A 14,669-nucleotide genomic window follows, 5' to 3' on the forward strand; every position below is an offset into this window, starting at 1 on the left:
AAGGTCAGGCAAGCTGCCGAGGTCGGCTTGTGCGACCATCGCCAACACAAATCGAGGTTTGCAACTGGCCGACAACCGAGCGAAACAGCGGAGATACGAAGTTCATGATTTCCATCCGCCGGTTCGGCTTAGAAGTCAGGCTGAAACGAACTCTTCGGCTCGAAATGCACCAAACGTCTTTGTCCACTCCGGCAAGCCATTGAAATTGCAGTAAATGCGACCGCCCTCCGAGCGCACCAGCCCAAATATCTTCGAATCGGTCGAACCGGACCTGCCGAGCGATGGCTCGCCATGGCGAGGTGACCGGCTGAACTAACCGGCAGGGCTGTGCAGTTCCCGAAGGGAATTTGCCAGTGAAAAGAGGTCTTTCCCGGTTGGTTCAGACCGAACGGTGGTTCAACGCTTCCACCACCACCTGAAATAGGCAAACAGCATGGCGCCGGCGATCATTGCGCCGCCCGGCCTGATCGCGAGCGCGAGGATCACCGCCAGCAGGATCACCAGCGCCGTGACGTACCACGGCTGTCTCTTTTTGGGTGTCGCCACCGGTCTCGCCGGGGCAGCTGCCTGCGGGCCGGCGGCGCGCGGCGCGCCCCACGGCGACGATGGGGGGACGTTGGGCGGGCGCGACATGCTGGGCGCCGCGGTGCGCGCCTGTGCGGCTCGGGCCTCGGCGGCTCGCTTCTTTTCTTCCTGTCGCGCCAGCGCAACCAGCACCGGGTCGGGTGGTGGAGGCGGCCGCTCGGCGGGATTCCATTGCCGGCCGGGCGGCGTCTGGCCGGCGCTTGCTGCCTTGCGGAATGCGGCGCGGGTCGGAAGCCGCTCGGAGCGGGTGGGGGCGTACTGTGCGGCGAGGCGCTGCGCCCGCTGCAGCAAGGGCGTGCCACTTTCCGCATCGACCATCATGGCGAAATGGCCGAAGCCTAGCAGGGATCGGATCAAGTCCTTGCCGGGGCCGAAATGCTTGCCATCAGGCCCGTGGCGCTCGACTTGCTGCAGCACGGCGCGGTAACGGCGCAGCAGGTCGCGCGGCACGGCCACGGCCTCGTTGACCGTGAGGCCGGTAACCTCCTGGCGCGTCGAGCGGCGCATCACCCGCGTCTTGTCCGGATGAATCCTGAACCCTTCGGCCTCGACAATGCCGTGCACCGCCTTGAGCAGGGTGCCGATCTTTTTTACCGCTTCGCCCGAGCAGGAAAAGGTCAGATCGTCGGCATAGCGGCTGTAGACAAAGCCGAGCGTGCGCGCGAGGCCCATGAGGCGCCGGTCGAGCCTGCGGCAGATCAGGTTGGTGATCGCCGGGCTCGTCGGTGCGCCCTGCGGCAGCAGCCGCGGGCCGTCGGCGATGAAGTGGCGCTCGCCGTCGAGCGTCACTTCATCGACCATTGGCTCGGTGCACAACAGCGCGAGCGGAATCGCGACCGCTTCAGCATAGCCCAGGCCCTCGAACAGACCCTTGACGCGGGCGTAGGTCAGGGTCGGGAAGAAATCCTTGAGGTCGAGATTGATCACCACGTCGCGGCCGACATGGTTGCGCGCATTGGTCAGGATCGAGCGCTGCGGCGCAAAGCCGTGCGCGGCATCATGCAGCGGCGCCCGCGCGAGGATGTTGTCCAGAACCCAGTACTGCGCGCGCTTGAGGCGTGGCATCGGCGCCGAGATCAACCGCTCGCCGCCGCTCTTCTTGGGGATCGTGAAGCGCTGATAGTGATTGACCGACGCCACCTTCCTGTTGAATGCGAGGAAGCGCAGCTCGCCCAGCGGTATGCCCATCGCGTCAGCCAGCGCCTTGGCATCGGCGAGCGGCGGCAAGCCGTCGCGCAACGGCGTGGTGGTCGTGCGGCTGTGAAGGCCACGCGAGACATCCTCGCCAAGGTAGAGCACATCGCGCTTGCGGCGTTCAAACCAGGCAAACGCCCGCGTCTGTCGCGCCTCGGCGTTGCGACGCTTCGTCTCCTGCCGTCGCGCCATCGCTTCGGCCTTGCGGCGCTTGTGCATTTCCTTGAGCGCGCGTACGGGATCGCCGAGGGCGGCATTCTGACGCTGCAATTCGCTGAGCTCGCGCATCGCCTCTGCACGCGCGCGTATCGCGTCCGCAGCAGGCGCCGGCTCGTTTTCGCCGTCGGGCCAGAAACCAAGGCGGATCATCTCCTCGAGGATGACCTCGTCCTTCGACGACTGGCGGATACGGTCGTAGAGTTCCTGGCGCGTCAGCGTGCCGGGAGAAACTGTCTCGGTCACGCGGCCAGCCCTCCGGTCAGGAACGTGGCGGCGGCCACGCGGAGGAGGGGGATCGGAAAGGGCGCAGGCCGGATTGCCTTCGTCTCATCCAAGAACTGGATCGATCCACTCGACGCCGGGGCGTCCACCCATACGCAATTGGGTTCAAAGAACCCATTCTGCGATTGCGTATGGGTGGACTGCCCCGGCCCAGTGAAGATCGGGCCAGTGACGCATGCATGGTCATGGTGCAAGGACGGCGATACGCCGCCCGGGTTGCAAGGTCCTGACCAGCCTGCGCCCTTCCGATTACTGTGATACGCGAATTGCCGTCTCCGGTTCAAGCCGGGTCTGATGGCGGCCTTCATGTCGCTCATGTGGCGTGTCCATCCTGGGCGACGCCCTCGACCTGGGCATGGAAGATCCGGCGCAGCGCCAGCATGTGCTCGCAAGGGCCGCGCGCCATCTTGTTGTGGCCGTAGAAATGACAGCTGCAGCGCGCCTCGACGAGACGGTCGTCGTCGTCGATGACGAGGCTCACTTGCTCGGTGCGGGCGTTGTCGAGCACGCTGCCGTTGACGGCGCGAGCGCGTTGGTTGCGATCAATGCTGCCGATCGTCACGAGGTTGGCGTTGATCAGGCGGTCGGCCTTCTCCTCCTGCGGGCTCGCGAAGCGCAGCTGCGCAGGCGACAGCGGCTCGCGCGTCAGTTCGCGCAGGCGGTAGAGCGACTTGTCGAGGTCGAACATGACGCGTCCCGCCTGGGTGTAGGCCATAAGCGCTGCATGCACGAGCGTCTGGTCAACGCCGGTCCAGCGCGCCAGCTCGGCGGCGGTCGCCGCATGGGACTTGCCGAGCGCCGCGAAAATGCGTTGGGCGGTGTCGTTGTCGACCTTGTGGCGCGGCGCGAGCAGGTCGAACTGCCCGGCGGACGACCAGTCGTTCGCGGTCCAGCCGGACAGACCGAGCGTGAAGCGCAGACCGCCGAAATCGACGACGAAGAACGATGGCAGGCCGCTCTGGGTCAGATGCACGCGCACCGACCGCGCCAGCGGCAGCGCCCGCCCCAGGATCGCAAGCCTTCGCCGGCCCCAAATGCGGATCTCGGCAGGGTCCTTGCCGCGATAGATCGAGCGGCGGAAGGTGAGCTTGTCGTGCCACGGCTCGATGACCACCTCCACGGGCGCATCCGGCTTCAGCACAAAGCGCAGCGAGCGCGGACCTGCCTTTTCCTTTTTCTGCGCAAGGCGGGTGAGAATGTTGGCCATGTCCACCGGATGCAGGTCGAACACATGCGCCGGCAGAGTCATGGCGCTCGACACCTGCAGGAAGCCGCGCACCCAGCTGTCCGGCAGGTCGATCTTCTCCTCGCGGAAGTCGAGGTCGTCGCCGGTCTGCACCTCGAAGCCGGAGGGATCGATGGTGAGCGTGGTGTCGCGATAAGAGCGGATCTTCTGGAATTCGTCGTAGAGGGCGTGGCTGTAGTCGATGTTAGTGGTGCCGAATGCCATCTCGCCGAGGCTCTCGAACACGTCGTGGTCGCATGACAGCCGCCCGTAGCTCGATTCGTCGAGGCTGAAGCACTCGAAGAAGATCTCGTCCGGATGCACGGTGATGACAGGATCGAGCACGATCCAGGCGTCGCGGTTCTGCTTGTAGAGGTAGTTGAAATAGGCCTGCCGCGCCGTCCAGAACGGCTTCATCAGCCGATCGTGTGCGCGGTCGAGGCCGCGGATACGGTCCTGCAATTCCGCGATGCGCGGCTTGAGCGCTGCAGACTGCGCCGTCGCCTCGGCGAGGAAGTTGGCCTCGTTCTGTCTCAGCCACTCGAAATAGGCGGTACGGTCGCGCGGCTTGAAGCGCAGGTCCGATACGACGACATGATGCAGTGCGGAGATTGCCTCGCGGAACGCGAGATGGCGCGCGACCTTGCCGGTGAAGAAGGTCGGCTGGCGCAGCGTGTCCGGCGCGAAGGCGAACGACGACGAGGCGGCGTCTGACGAGGCGCTGGTGCTGCCGAGAAATCGATAGGCGAAATTCATGCGGCGTTTCCGCTGGCTTGCGAGCCGCCGACCGGCGGCGTGCGGCCGGCGCGCGCCACGGTGACAGGCAGAGGGAGGTCCGGCCAGGCACGGGCGATGTCGCGCAGGATCATCAGCGCCGGCGCCTTGTCGCGCAGGGTCACGCTGAGCGTGAAGTCGTGCAGCAACTGCGCGATATCAGCGGCGCGGTCCTTGTTCGCCAGCGCCTCGTTGCGCAGTGCCGTGAAGATCCGGTCCTTGGCGATGCGGCCGCGGTTGATCTGCATCAGGATGATGCGGGCCTGGGTGAGGAATTTGGCGAAGATCGCAGCATCCGCGAGCGAATTTCCTGTTATCAGCTCGGTGACGAAGAGGTGAAAGCTGCCAGAAGGGTGTTCGAGCACGCGCCCCAGCACCTCGGCTACATCGCCCTCGGCGAGACTGCGCCGGAGCAGCAGGCGGGCGCCGTCCTGCACCGATGGCACGGTCGAGTCCGCCATGACGGCCAGCGCCGCCGCCGGCAGCGCGTCGCTGGGCCATGCTGTAAGGCGGTTCACCGCGGTCGTTCGTACATCGTCCCATTCGCTCTCGACCAGCAGCACGGCATTCTGCGGGTCGGCGCGGAAACGGGCCTCGTCGGCTGCAAACGCTTGAAGCGCGAAGCGGCGCACGGCAGCGAACGGATGGTTGCCGAGGCGGGCAAGCTGGCGGACCGAGAAGCGCTGTGGATTGCGGCTCTCCAGCAGCTTTGCGCCCATCATGCGCGCGCCGCCGGCGCGTGCCTGCAGCAGTCGCCACAGCGTGCCGTCGTCGATGGCGGCCGCCGCTTGCGGCAAGGCATCTGCGAACAGTATGACCATGTCGGCGGCATGGCCCTCGATCGGCTCGGCGCGGAAGAAGCCGGCCATCAGCATATCGCGCAACCGGATGGCATAGGTTTCGTCGGTCGCCGCAAGGCGCGCGACCAGCGGCCGCGCTGCCGCTCGCAGCCCGGCTTGGGCGCCGGTGGCCGCCAGCGTGATGCCGTCGCGATGCTGCGCGAGGGCGTCGTCGTCGAGCCGTGCTAGCAGGGCCATCGAGGCAATGCGGATTTCCGGTGCATCAGCCTGCAGGATTGCCTGCCAAAACGCCGCCGGCAGGTCGCCAGGCCGCGTCGGGGTCACGGCGATGAGCTGGATGCTGGCTGCCTGGACCTCGGGGCTGGCGTGGCCGGTCAGGCTTTCGATGATCTCCGGCTGCAGCGGGCAATCGCGATCGGGCCATAGCTGTGGCAGAAGTGCAAGGGCGGCCGTGAGGCCGGCGCGCGTGGGGTCGTCGAGTTCGGGCGGCAACAGCGCAAGCCAGGCCGCGAACGCTTCCGTCGCGCGGGCGCGCTGGTCCCGCGAGGGCGCGCGGTCGCGCAGCCAGCCGCGCGTCCGGCCTTGCACATGGTCGTGCGGGCTCGTCAGGGCGGTGCGGGCGAGCGCGGGGTCGGCCCACGGCCAGTCGGCGCGCTCGTCGATGGCGCGGATGGCGAGGTCGCGCATTTCCGGTGCGGTCGCCTCGAGCAGGGCGGCGATCAACGCCGCCTCGGCCTTGCCGGCATCGATCAGCCGCCGCGCGATCGATGCCGCGAGCGCGGTGACCTCCGGATACGGCGAGGCCAGCAGGCCGCCGATCGCGGCCGCGTCCATCGCTTCAGGCCGCGGCGGGCCCTGCCGCAGCGCCTCGGCCGCGAAGCGCGCCGCCGCGTGATTGCGTGCCGATGTCGCGATGCGCAGCAGCCGCTGCGGCTGGGCATCCCATAGCGCGGGGAACGCTTCCTCACGCCGGTTCGGTGCACGCGCGCCGACATGGCGATGCGTGAGCGCGTTGGGATTGAAGCGGCTGGTCTCAGCTGAGGCATGCAGCAGGTGGCTGACGCTCCAGACCCGGCTCAGCGCCTCGCTGGCATGCGGGGCAGGCTGATAGCGGCCGTCGATGCGGACATACTCGGTCCATGTCGCCGGCTTGCCGCCGTCGGCATCGGTGAAGGCGAGGAGGAGCTCGCTCGCCATCGCCGTGAAGGCATCCTGTCCGAGTTCGGCGCGCTTGCGCAGCATGCGCCAGGCGCGCCGCTTGAAGTAGAGCAGGGTCTGGTCGGATAGCGCGATGCGCGGATTAGCGCTTCCCAATTCCTCGCTGAGCTTCAGCACCTGGCGCGAACCGGGCACCCAGACGCGGTCATTATAGACGCGGCCGCGACGGTACATCGGCGTCGCCAGCTCGAACTGCCGCGCCGTTGCGGCGAACAGCGGACCGTCGTCGGTGAGGTCGGCATATTTGAACAGGCGCCGCAGCACCTGGACAAAAGGCGGGCGGGGGGTCATTGCGCGCACGGCCGCGAGCAGCGTCTTGCGCGCCGCGCCGTCGGCGAGCGCATGGTGGGCAAGGGCGATGAGGAACTGATTGGCGAAGCCCGGATGTGCTGAGCTCGCCGCCAGCAGGGCCTGCAGCAGCCCCGCGCCATCGCCGTTGGTCAGCGCCATCTCGATGTCTTGTGTCGCCGCGGCATCCGTCGTTCGCGGCAACGACAGCCGTGGCGGCTGCCGCCGCTCGCCCATCAGTTCGCTGGCCAGCGCATAGGCAGCGTAGTCGCGAGTCACGAAACTGACATTGACGTCGGCGCAGCTACGCAGCAGATCGACGGCATCAGCACCGCCACAGCGCGCCAGCGCATAGACGAGGCTGTAACTTGCGTTCGCCGCGCCGACCTTCTCGGCGATGGCGGCGAGTTGGGGATAGGCGGCGGCCAGCCGGATCAAGCCGAGGCGCCAGAACAGCCGGTCGCGTTCCGTGTCAGGCCATACACTGCGCGCACAGATCGCGAGCTTCTTGAGTAGCTCCGTGTTGCGTCCGTCGGCAGCGGGGCCTGTGTCGAGAACCGCCAGCGGTGGTGTGTCACCGTCGATGCGGCGATAACCGCCGTTGATCTTGGACACCACGACGCTATCGAACAGCTTTTCGGCGTTCGAGCGGGTGACCGGCGACGAAGTCTTCGTGCCATCCCTTAATGAGGTGCCGCGACGGCCATATCTGAAATTAACGAGATAGCGTGCGTCGTCCGGGCGTTCGAGATCGACCAGATCGACTTCATAGAGCTTGTCTGATCTGCCCTCCTTCATCCAGAGGCGAACGGAACGGACGACTTGCATGCACGACCCTGGATTGTCGGGGCGGCTAACATGGCAAGACAGGCGCGCCGGGTCAACGGCGATTGGTGCGACGGAATATGGCGATGCTGTAGGTCGCAGATTGTGGAATGACGACGTCGCCGGTTTGGCCCATCAGCGATTTGCATTGCGCCGGTATTGGCGGAAAAGCCAAGATCTAGCGCGCCTCACTCAAGCGGCCCCGATCCATGGGGTACACCGGCCCCCGAACCGCATCTAACGTCTTTGCCCATCTGAATGACGTATTGAAATTGCAAACATCATCTCCGCCATCCGAGCGCGCCGACGGCGTAAATCGTTGATACGAAAAAGCATTCGTGAGCGCATTCCTATGATGTCGGCCCGCGCACTCCCCCGTCATTGCTGTCGCGAGGGCCGCAAGGCTTCGACAACATCAGCTTTCATTTTGGCCTCTCGATCCAATCGCTCCATTTTTAAGCGCTCGCGGTTTTCTTGAATGGATTGTTGCTCCTTCGCGTAGTCAGTGATGGCCTTCTTGCATTCGATCTTCTTGAATGCTGCGTTCGCATCGCGCAGGGCGCGAGTAGCATGAAATGTTCTCATTCAACCTCTCTTGCAGACAAGTAATACGATAAGAAAAAAGCGTCGGACTGGCGTCCGTTCATGTCCCGAGCTATCGCCGGACCCTGCCTTTCTTGGAACGGTCAACCCGAACGCGATTAAATTCTTCTGGCCCGTTGAGCAGCTCTCGCTTGCGGGTAGCCCTGTCGTCGGCTTCGGCTGTGGCGTCGCCCACAATGTCGATCGTGTCAGCAGCCATCTTGCGAGCGCGCCGCCGTTGGCCACCGCCAAACCGGCGCCCGTCTTCTCTGATTGTGAGACCTAGTTCGACCAAGCGGCCAAGCGCCTCCGACAGCGTGGGCCTTTCGGGCTGGTGCTCCGCCCATTTGATTATTGCCGCTCGCAGCGTTGGGGTTGGCCGGAAGCCCATGAGGGGTTCGAGGCTCGGACGCTTCTTGGACTTACTGGTCATCTGCAGCGCAGGGTGACTGGGGTCAACGACATTAACACCCGCTGTTTGATATCGGCCAAACTATGCAGCTGTATAACGGGCGGTGTCTGTATCTGTTCCCACAGAACCTGCGATCGCGATGGTCAGTAGGAGTATCAGAAACTCGCTGCCGCGGTTCCAGCGCGATTAGGGCCAATCGGACCGGGAGCGAGACGCACAATCGGTAAGAAGCTAGTTCACGCGAAGTTGGCGTCCTTGATTGTAAACCAACTTCCAAATCTCAGTTGCGTCTTCTGAACTCAGGTTGCGTGCAAAAAGCTTTTTGGCGACTTCATTCGCAAAGCCGTCGCCGTCTGGCGGCTCTCGGGGAATGATCCGATAGCGATCCAACGAGGGGTTTCTCGGCATTGCCGTTACTAGCCGTCGGCAAATGCTTGCAGCCACGGCAACGCCATCCGCCGTACCTATGCCTTTCACGTCAAGCAGGACTTGCACGATGATTCGTTCCGCTTTGCCCGCATCTATTCGAAGCTCTGACACTTCAGCCTCCTTTCAGAGGAAGCCGCCGCTTGTGCCCACGCCGACCCGGCGTAACACCACGCGACGATTTGTAGTCGAAATATTCTCTCACAAGCTCGGTGAGGGTGGCGTTCGGCCACAGTCCGGGGTTTGCGTCGCTCGGGGCGCCTATTTCTTTTTGCCGGAGCCCAGGGTGGGTTGCCAGCCTCCGATCTTCTGGCTGGGCGCCGCGGCAATCACCTTGATCTTCTCTTTCTTCGGTTTCTTGACTTCCCGGTTGCCTCGCCGCTCGCCTTTGGACATATCGATCTCCTGCTGACTTTCGAGATGATTGAATTCGTCTTCCAAAATAACCTGCCCGCGCGGGGTGCAGATCCTCACGTCCAGATAGCCCTGGCGCAGGAGCTGCCTGGCCTTCCTGACGGCCGCCGCCGCCGTGGCGCGGCGGAGATTTTCGCGAAGGCCTTCACGATTACCGCCAACCAGGTATTTCAGTTCCGACCGCCCGGAGGCAGCCCGCGCTTTTGTTCGTGATGCGTCCGCCTTGCGGGAACAATCGCCGGCGCGTCTCGAAACCATTCTAGGCATGGAGGACGGCCGCTGCGATCACAAGGATCGCGAGCAAAAACGGGACGACAATGGGCGGCACGACCCACTCGGCGAGACGAAATTGCTGCAAGAGAATGCTCCTGCTCTTCTCGGCGGGAGCGCGCGGCCCTCAGTCACCGGTGGATGCCACGAAAATGCGGTGATAGCTGACCCTACGCTGATATTCCCTCGATAGCGAGCGCCAAAGCACTTTGCGTCGACCGCGGCATGAGCGCGCAGGTCGCGACCAGAGCCCCTTATTGGCCGTGTGGCAAGAAAGTGATGGCTATTGAGATGGAAGGGGCGCATGCTGCATTTCGAGCAATACCGGGCGCAGGCGTTTTCGAGAAAGGCAGGCGCACGTGACTATCGTGTCCAAACGCGAAGTCGTCACTTTCACGCACCCGTTCCGGATCAGAGGCATCGATCGCCTGTTGCCGGCAGGCGACTACGAGGTCGTCACCGATGACGAGGCAATCGACGGACTATCGTTCGCGGCGTTCCGCCGCGTCGCCACCATGATCATGGTGCCGGCGAAGGACTCCCGCGGCCTTGCGATGGAGATGATCTCGATTGGCACGAGCGATCTGGCTGACGCGCAACGCATCGATGCGAGTGCTTCCAATGGCTGACAAGCCGCTCGACCTCGACAGCCACCGCGGCATGATGGCTCAGAAGGCGACCGACCTGCGCCGTGCGCTGGGCGAGGTGGAGACCCATGCGCTGGAGCTGCGCGAACGCCAGGCGGAGATCGAACATCACCTGTTGTCGATTCCTGCCGCATCGTGGGCGGAGGCTGCCGTCAAGGCGCGCTACGTCCTCAAGCTGTATGCCGCAGGGCTGCCGCCCGACGACACACTGCATCGCGACCTCGTCGCCGCCATCCTTGAGGATTTTGCCCGGCTCACCAAGCAGGATTGAAGGAGGGAAGACACATGACGCTCCTGCGCGGTCGCTTCATCGGCTATGAATACGACAGGATGGTCGTCCTGTTCTCGATGCTCGACGGAGAGAGGGAGGTCCCCTGCGCAATCTCGACCTCCGCCATGGATGAACTTGAGGGTGTGGTGCGTGCGAGAGCAGGCGAGCGCGAGGCTCAATTCATGCGGCTGCGTGAGTGCATCGAAATCTGCGCCGACGGAAAATATCAGGCGAGCGAGCTCGAGGGAGCGCCGGCCGGCATCATCCTGCGCAGCATCGATTTCAGGAAACAGCGATAGCGGAATCCCTCCGCACCGTTTGACATACCCAACGCAGCCGGAACCAAGTTACTGATGGCTGCAATCGGAGCCTGACACCGCACTCCGAGAGATGGTGCTACTACACACTTACGACCGACCAAGAACGTGCTGTACAGCACTATGCCAATAGTCTAGCGTCCAACTAGAGGCAGCGGTTGCTGATCTCAAAGCTGTCCATGAAGCAGTGACGTCCGAAGTCGCTGCTCGTCTCTTAGCGGCAGCTATCGTGCCATCGGAAGGCGCAATCTCATATTCTGGATGCTTTTGCGAAGCGCGGATGCGAGCAGCTCTGCGGCTGCAGCGCTCGTGCACAATCAAAGGAGACCGTCATGAGAGTGCCGGCAATTTTGCAGGGTGAAGCGCGGACCCGGCTCCTCCAAGGTATGGCGTTCGGCGCTGTTGCGGCGGTGACGATCGGATTTATGTGGGGCGGCTGGGTCACCGGCGGTACTGCCACGGCGATGAGTTCGATGGCAGAGAGCAAAGGTCGAATGTCGGTCCTGGTCCCGATGTGCGTCGCCCAGTTCACCGCGGCAGATGGCGCCGTTGCCAAGTTTAAAGCGGCGGGACCCTATTCGAGGGATAATATCATAGGCGAGTTTGTGAAGAACGTTGCCTCCACGAGCATGGACTATTCATTCGCCCGGGCCTGCGCAGCCGGCGTGGAGGCCGAACTCTCAAAAGCGGCGACAAAGAGCTGAGCAATAGCGTCACCAGGCGTGGCATCTGGCAAAATGGATAGTCACAGATTGGGACAGCGTTCTTATCTTATGTACTGCCTGTTGGCAGTCGTTCTGCTTGGTTGTTACGTGCTGTTCGCCGGCTTCCAGGAGGACAATTCCGCAACGATGGCGCCGAATTTGACCCTCATTCGATGACGTGTCGGGATGCCGACTTCTTCCGTTTCTTCTTGGCTAAGGGGGCGTCGGGCTGATTGCGCTTTTCTTCGATCTGTCTTGCTTCCTCGGCTTCCCGCAAGGTTCGCAGGCGCGCCATGTTCCGGCGAACCGCAATGGCTTGCCGTTCGACATCGACCAACGCCTTCTTTCCATCTTCGGCTGCGATCTTCAGGCGATTTGCTCTCGCAATGCTTTCAGGGGAAGGTTCGCCCGATTTTCTGCTAACCATGTTCTTCCCCTCAAGTTCACGACGAAAACCCGCTCAACCCTTGGGCCGAGCGGGCACAGCGCTTTCCAGTACATCCGTGGAAAACGCCACGAGCCTCAGGCGAGCGAGAGATTGTCCGCGCTCACCTTGCCCCGCATCCTGTCGGTCTTTATTTCGAAAGTGACCTTTTGGCCTTCGGCCAAGCCCGCGAGGCCAGCGCGCTCGACCGCGCTGATATGCACGAACACGTCACTGCCGCCGTCATCGGGCTGAATAAACCCGAAGCCTTTCTGGCCATTGAACCACTTCACGGTACCTGTTGTCATTCTCTTCTCCAAAGGCAGCTCACACGCCAATCGTCCGAGCAGATTCACTTTCATCGATGTCTTTGGAAAAGGAGCCCGCGGGCGCATTCAACAAGGCACAGCGGCTGATCGAATAAAACCCAACATATACCCATTCCGGGGTGTTGCAATGGGCGCAGCCAAAATAAATCCCGCCACAGAGGTCAACGTACATTCTCTTCGACGGTTTAAAATCAGGCCCCGCTTTTGCGATGCCGCGTTTGCCGTGTGCCCGTTTACGGCAGGTTTTCCCGCAGGATCAACTCGGTGCGTGAACGCGTTGTGGCGTCCTGCGCCGGGCGTCCGGCGCGCAGATTGGCGAAGATCGTCATGCAGTCCATCAGCGATGATTGCGGGTTTTGGGTGATGACGGCATCCATCGTGCCGTCGATCAGCATTTCGCGCGTGTCCGGCGACAGGCCGTGGCCGACGAACACGACGTCGCGCTGCCGGCCGGCTTCCTTGAGCGCGCGGCCGATGCCGTCGGCGCCGCCGCCGATATTGTAGATGCCGGCAAGGCCGGAATGCTGCGCCAGCAGCAATTTGGTCTGGCGATAATTGTTGGCCGCATCGTCATGGCCTTCGCGCAAGCCCACGACCTTGATCTCGGGAAACTGCTCCTCGAACAGATGCATGAAGCCCATCTCGCGCTCTTCATGGGCGCGATAGCTGCGGCTGCCCGCGATCATCGCTACCTTTGCCGATCGGCCGCCGATGAAGCGTGCGATCAGATAGCCCGCGGTCCGTCCGGCTGAGCGATTGTCGAGGCCGACATAGGCGACACGGCGCGTATTGGCGATGTCAGAGATCAGCGTGACCGTCGGCACGTCGCGCTCGGCCAGCAGGTCGACGGCTTCGCGCACCGCCGGATGTTCGATTGCCATGAACACGATGCCGTCGACTTCGCGCCCGACCCGGCGCAGCTCCTGCGCCAAAAGATCGGGCTTCAGGCTTTCGATCTGCTCGACGCGGGCGCGCATGTTGAAGGATGCGAACTGGTCCTGAGATGAGCCGATCAGACGGCTCAGCATGTTGAGAAAGCGGTTGGTGCCGGCCGGCAGCACGAAGGCGAGACGCCACGGTTTCAGCGCCTGCGCCGGCAGCGCGCCATCCGCGACATAGCCGAGTTCGCTCGCCGCCTTCAAAACCCGCTGCACCGTCGTCGCGCGCACGCCAGGCCGCTGGTTCAGCACGCGATCGACGGTCGCGGTCGATACGCCGGACAGGCTGGCGACGTCGTCGATCCGCGCCAAACGGCGTCGGCGTGGCGGCTCGATCGTCGATTCAGTCATCGCGAAAGTCCTCCGTCGTCAGCGGTAAATGACATCAAAAACCATCAATAAATGAGTTTGACGGCCATCATTAGCGGTCTCTATCGTTCCTGCAGCCGTCCGGCAAGGGCTCAACAAGCCGGCCAAATCAGAAAAAGGGAGGAAGATCATGTCCAAGGTGAGCCGACGCGCCGTTCTTCGCGCACTCGCGAGCGCTCCCGCCGTCTCCGTGCTGGGCGCGCCGATGATCGCGCGGGCCGCCGAGATCGAGCTGCGTTACGGCAACAACCTTCCGTCTTCCCATCCGCTCAATGTCCGTTCCCAGGAGGCGGCCGACCGGGTCAAGGAAAAGACCGGCGGCCGCGTCGAGATCAAGATCTTCCCGAACAACCAGCTCGGCGGCGATACCGACATGCTGAGTCAGGTGCGCTCGGGCGGCATCACCTTCTTCACGCCGTCGGCGCTGGTCATCGCGACCCTGGTGCCGGTGGCGGCGATCAACGCGGTGGGCTTTGCGTTCGCTGATTACGGTCAGGTCTGGAAGGCCATGGACGGTGCGCTCGGCGCCCATGTCCGCGCCGCCATCGAGAAGGTCAACCTGCACGCCTTCGAAAAGATCTGGGACAACGGCTTTCGCCAGATGACATCGAGCGCCAAGCCGATCGAGACCGCGAAAGACATGGCGGGGCTGAAGATCCGCGTCCCGGTCAGTCCGCTTAGCCTGTCGATGTTCAAGGCGCTCGATTCAGCGCCGACCAGCCTGCAATTCAGCGAGGTCTATACCTCGCTGCAGACCAAGATCGTGGACGCGCAGGAAAATCCGCTTTCGATCATCCAGGTGGCCAAGCTTTACGAGGTGCAGAAGTTCTGTGCGCTCAGCAATCACATCTGGGACGGTTTTTGGTTCGTCGCCAACGGCCGCGCCTGGAAAGGACTGCCCGACGACGTCAGGGGGATCATCACCGAAGCGATCAACGACGCCGGCATGAAGCAGCGCGAGGACGTCAAGGCGCTGAACGACTCGGTGCAGGCCGACCTGCAGGCCAAAGGCCTCGCCTTCAACAAGACAAACCCGGATTCCTTCCGCGCCAAGCTGCGCGAAGCCGGCTTCTACAAGGAGTGGAAGGAGAAGTTCGGCGCGGAGGCCTGGGGCCTGCTGGAGAAGGAGGTCGGCGCGCTCGCCTGACCGTATCGC

General features: G+C 63.4%; 14 protein-coding genes. 5 read left to right on the forward strand and 9 right to left on the reverse strand.

The genetic code is table 11. The features are described from left to right. Window positions 1–396: 396 nt before the first annotated feature. From QA643_RS17390 to QA643_RS17415, 6 genes are all read right to left on the reverse strand, one after another. On the reverse strand, window positions 397–2,241 hold the full coding sequence (locus QA643_RS17390) for a reverse transcriptase family protein (RefSeq protein ID WP_283034310.1): 1,845 nt from the start codon (window positions 2,239–2,241) through the stop codon (window positions 397–399). Window positions 2,242–2,593: 352 nt separating this feature from the next. Next, the gene (locus QA643_RS17395) at window positions 2,594–4,261 is read right to left on the reverse strand and encodes an SWIM zinc finger family protein (RefSeq protein WP_283034311.1); all 1,668 of its coding nucleotides are present in this window, start codon (window positions 4,259–4,261) and stop codon (window positions 2,594–2,596) included. Then, window positions 4,258–7,413 (reverse strand): hypothetical protein, encoded by a 3,156-nt coding sequence (locus tag QA643_RS17400; RefSeq protein ID WP_283034312.1) that lies wholly within the window; start codon window positions 7,411–7,413, stop codon window positions 4,258–4,260. The genes QA643_RS17395 and QA643_RS17400 overlap by 4 nt, the downstream gene beginning before the upstream one ends. A gap of 375 nt (window positions 7,414–7,788) precedes the next feature. After that, window positions 7,789–7,995, reverse strand: a complete 207-nt coding sequence (locus tag QA643_RS17405; RefSeq protein WP_283034313.1) for a hypothetical protein — start codon at window positions 7,993–7,995, stop codon at window positions 7,789–7,791. A 640-nt stretch (window positions 7,996–8,635) separates the two neighbouring features. Next, the gene (locus QA643_RS17410; RefSeq protein ID WP_283034314.1) at window positions 8,636–8,944 is read right to left on the reverse strand and encodes a hypothetical protein; all 309 of its coding nucleotides are present in this window, start codon (window positions 8,942–8,944) and stop codon (window positions 8,636–8,638) included. 147 nt (window positions 8,945–9,091) lie between these two features. Then, entirely contained in the window at window positions 9,092–9,502 is a 411-nt protein-coding gene (locus QA643_RS17415; protein WP_283034315.1) for a hypothetical protein, read from the reverse strand. Window positions 9,503–9,873: 371 nt separating this feature from the next. On the opposite strand from QA643_RS17415, the gene QA643_RS17420 reads away from it, so the two are divergent. The 4 genes from QA643_RS17420 to QA643_RS17435 all read left to right on the forward strand — a co-directional run bounded on the left by QA643_RS17420 (window position 9,874) and on the right by QA643_RS17435 (window position 11,453). Continuing rightward, on the forward strand, window positions 9,874–10,143 hold the full coding sequence (locus QA643_RS17420) for a hypothetical protein (RefSeq protein WP_283034316.1): 270 nt from the start codon (window positions 9,874–9,876) through the stop codon (window positions 10,141–10,143). Further along, window positions 10,136–10,432, forward strand: coding sequence for a hypothetical protein (locus QA643_RS17425; protein WP_283034317.1), 297 nt, complete (start codon window positions 10,136–10,138; stop codon window positions 10,430–10,432). Before QA643_RS17420 ends, QA643_RS17425 begins: the two co-directional genes overlap by 8 nt. Before the next feature lie 14 nt (window positions 10,433–10,446). Next, the gene (locus tag QA643_RS17430; protein ID WP_283034318.1) at window positions 10,447–10,731 is read left to right on the forward strand and encodes a DUF1488 family protein; all 285 of its coding nucleotides are present in this window, start codon (window positions 10,447–10,449) and stop codon (window positions 10,729–10,731) included. 350 nt (window positions 10,732–11,081) lie between these two features. After that, window positions 11,082–11,453, forward strand: coding sequence for a hypothetical protein (locus QA643_RS17435; protein WP_283034319.1), 372 nt, complete (start codon window positions 11,082–11,084; stop codon window positions 11,451–11,453). Window positions 11,454–11,619: 166 nt separating this feature from the next. On the opposite strand, the gene QA643_RS17440 is transcribed toward QA643_RS17435, so the two are convergent. From QA643_RS17440 to QA643_RS17450, 3 genes are all read right to left on the reverse strand, one after another. Continuing rightward, the gene (locus QA643_RS17440) at window positions 11,620–11,880 is read right to left on the reverse strand and encodes a transcriptional regulator (RefSeq protein ID WP_283034320.1); all 261 of its coding nucleotides are present in this window, start codon (window positions 11,878–11,880) and stop codon (window positions 11,620–11,622) included. A gap of 95 nt (window positions 11,881–11,975) precedes the next feature. Further along, window positions 11,976–12,185 (reverse strand): cold-shock protein, encoded by a 210-nt coding sequence (locus QA643_RS17445; RefSeq protein ID WP_283034836.1) that lies wholly within the window; start codon window positions 12,183–12,185, stop codon window positions 11,976–11,978. Window positions 12,186–12,439: 254 nt separating this feature from the next. After that, window positions 12,440–13,495: a LacI family DNA-binding transcriptional regulator gene (locus QA643_RS17450; protein WP_283034321.1), complete on the reverse strand. Its 1,056-nt coding sequence runs from the start codon at window positions 13,493–13,495 to the stop codon at window positions 12,440–12,442. A gap of 148 nt (window positions 13,496–13,643) precedes the next feature. Between QA643_RS17450 and QA643_RS17455 the strand changes: the two genes are divergently transcribed. After that, on the forward strand, window positions 13,644–14,660 hold the full coding sequence (locus QA643_RS17455; RefSeq protein WP_283034322.1) for a TRAP transporter substrate-binding protein: 1,017 nt from the start codon (window positions 13,644–13,646) through the stop codon (window positions 14,658–14,660). The last annotated feature ends 9 nt before the right edge of the window (window positions 14,661–14,669 follow it).

It is taken from the genome of Bradyrhizobium sp. CB3481 (assembly GCF_029714305.1).
GTDB lineage: Bacteria > Pseudomonadota > Alphaproteobacteria > Rhizobiales > Xanthobacteraceae > Bradyrhizobium.